Raw genomic sequence first — 2,166 nt, forward strand, 5'->3', positions numbered from 1 at the left:
CTATTAGAATCTTGCTCACATTTTATTAATAATTCTTTATTAAAATTGCTTAAAGAATCAAAGTTAGGAACAGGTACGAATAGATTTCTTCGAGTATACCCTACTTTATTTTCAACATGTCCTTTTTCATTCCCGCTTGCAGGATTACAAAACTTTGATTTAAATCCATAGTGAACCATAAATTGAGTGAATCTATCTGTTAGTTTTCTTTCTTTTCCTTTTTTTATTTGAACAACAGCAGTAGACATATTATCGAACCAAATTTCTTTTGGTACTTTTCCAATATGATCAAATATATTTTTCATACCTTGAAATAGAGCTTCTTGATTTTGACTCGGAAAAATTTGAACGTATGAATGATTGCTATATGGGAAAGAAATTACCAAATGATAACCGTTTATTAGTTCTCCATTCATAGAAAACTGCGTTTCACCAAAGTCAAGCTGAGCTTCTCCAGGTAAATGAGTTAATGAAAGAAGTCCTATATTTTTATTTGAGAAATCTTTTAAAGTTTTTTTCTTTTCATTCACATATTTACAAACTGTTCTATAGCTAATATTAAAAGTATCCGAAAATTCTTCGCATAATCTTTCAAAAACTCTTTTAGCAGTATGTCGCTGTTTTCGAGGAGAACCTAAATCACTAATCAACCACTGATTAATTATTTCTTTAAATGGATCAAGCGAACTTACTTCTGGTCTTCTAATAATTTTATCTGAAAAATCTTCAGTTAAGGCATATTTTTTAACAGTTCTAAAAGTATGTCCAGTTTCTCTAGCAATTTCTCTTAAAGATTTTCCTTGAATAGAACACATAGTTTTGATATTATATTTATTGATCATTGGCAACATCCTTTATACACTCCTTAATAATTAGATTTGGTCGTCTAACTTATTAAAGTGTTATTTTGGTTATTTGTCAATGGTCTCTTTTTTTATGCTAAGTGTTGCTTTTTTAAGTTGCATTTCTGCTGTCTTTTTATGGTTCTTTCCAGGGTTAGTTGGTTTAGTTTGAAATATGTGGTATACTAATCTCAAAGAATGATTTTAAGGAGATCCTGAATATGAATAATATAATTAAATTTTTAGATAGTAATTTAGAGTATGTAACACATGAAATAATAGAAGATACTGTTTACATAACTGTAATTTCTAATCGAATCTCAGTTGAGTGTCCATATTGCTCTAAAGAGTCTAAAAAATTACACTCATATTATACGCGTAGCTTTCAAGATCTTCCTATACAAGATAAAAAAGTTATTATTATAATAAAAAATAGAAAGTTTATCTGTGAAAATAAAGAATGTTCTAAGACAACTTTTTCAGAAAACTTTAATTGTATTGAATTCAAATCTAAAAAATCAAAGAGATTAATAAAGTATATTATAGATTTATCTATGAGAGTAAGCTCTATTAATGCTAGTATAATATATTAAGAAAAAATGTTGTCAATGTAGATAAAAGCACTATATACAACATCTTAAAAAAAAGATAGTATAGAAATTGATTATTCTAAGCCTAAAATTGTATGTATTGATGATTTTGCATTAAAAAAAAGGCATACATACGGAAGTGTCTTAATTGATATGGAAACTAGAAAAATAATTGATTTAATAGAATCTAGAGAACTCGATGAAGTGACTAAATGGTTAAAAAAATTTAAGAATATAAAAATTTTTAATAGAGATGGAAGTTATACTTATGCTAAAGCAATCTCTCAAAGCCATCCTAATGCGATTCAAATAAGTGACTATTTTCATTTGGTTAAAAATTTATGTGATTACTTAAAAGAATATTTAATGAGAAAACTTCCAAAATTATTAGAAATAGATGGCTTTTTTTATGAAGGGAAAATAAGTATTAATCAATCTTTAATAAAAACTAAGTACCAATATGACAATGAATGGGAATTAATTGAAAGAATTAAGAAAATGCATGCCGATGGGAATAATTATAGTTCTATAGGAAAAATCTTTAACTTACAGTACAGAACTATTAAAAGATATTTAAATATGTCTCAAGAAGAAATTGAAAATCAGAAAAATAAAGTTATATTAATTTGAAAAAAACAGAAAAAACAGAAATTAATTGATAAAGTAAGGGAGCTTCATAAAAAAGGATTTTTAAAAAGAGCAATTGCAAGAGAGTGTAAAATAACATTTAGGAC

Annotated in this window: 3 protein-coding genes; 2 read left to right on the plus strand and 1 reads right to left on the minus strand. The window is 26.3% G+C overall.

Going from position 1 to position 2,166, the window contains the following annotated elements:
- Nucleotides 1–851: IS21 family transposase (gene istA / locus ACMOUI_RS06605; protein WP_418964935.1), on the minus strand; the 851-nt coding region annotated here is incomplete at its 3' end.
- A 212-nt stretch (nucleotides 852–1,063) separates the two neighbouring features.
- On the opposite strand from istA, the gene ACMOUI_RS06610 reads away from it, so the two are divergent.
- Together ACMOUI_RS06610 and ACMOUI_RS06615 are read left to right on the plus strand one after the other, a co-directional pair.
- Complete coding sequence (locus ACMOUI_RS06610; protein WP_418964936.1) at nucleotides 1,064–1,435, plus strand: transposase family protein; 372 nt, start codon at nucleotides 1,064–1,066, stop codon at nucleotides 1,433–1,435.
- 96 nt (nucleotides 1,436–1,531) lie between these two features.
- The gene (locus tag ACMOUI_RS06615) at nucleotides 1,532–2,062 is read left to right on the plus strand and encodes a transposase (protein WP_418964937.1); all 531 of its coding nucleotides are present in this window, start codon (nucleotides 1,532–1,534) and stop codon (nucleotides 2,060–2,062) included.
- Nucleotides 2,063–2,166: the final 104 nt, after the last annotated feature.

The sequence above is a fragment of the Cetobacterium sp. genome (genome assembly GCF_048470075.1).
GTDB lineage: Bacteria > Fusobacteriota > Fusobacteriia > Fusobacteriales > Fusobacteriaceae > Cetobacterium_A.

What these genes read in the sequence shown, in the direction of transcription:
- ACMOUI_RS06610 (WP_418964936.1), top strand. Translation starts at nt 1,064, where the DNA reads ATGAATAATATAATTAAATTTTTAGATAGTAATTTAGAGTATGTAACA.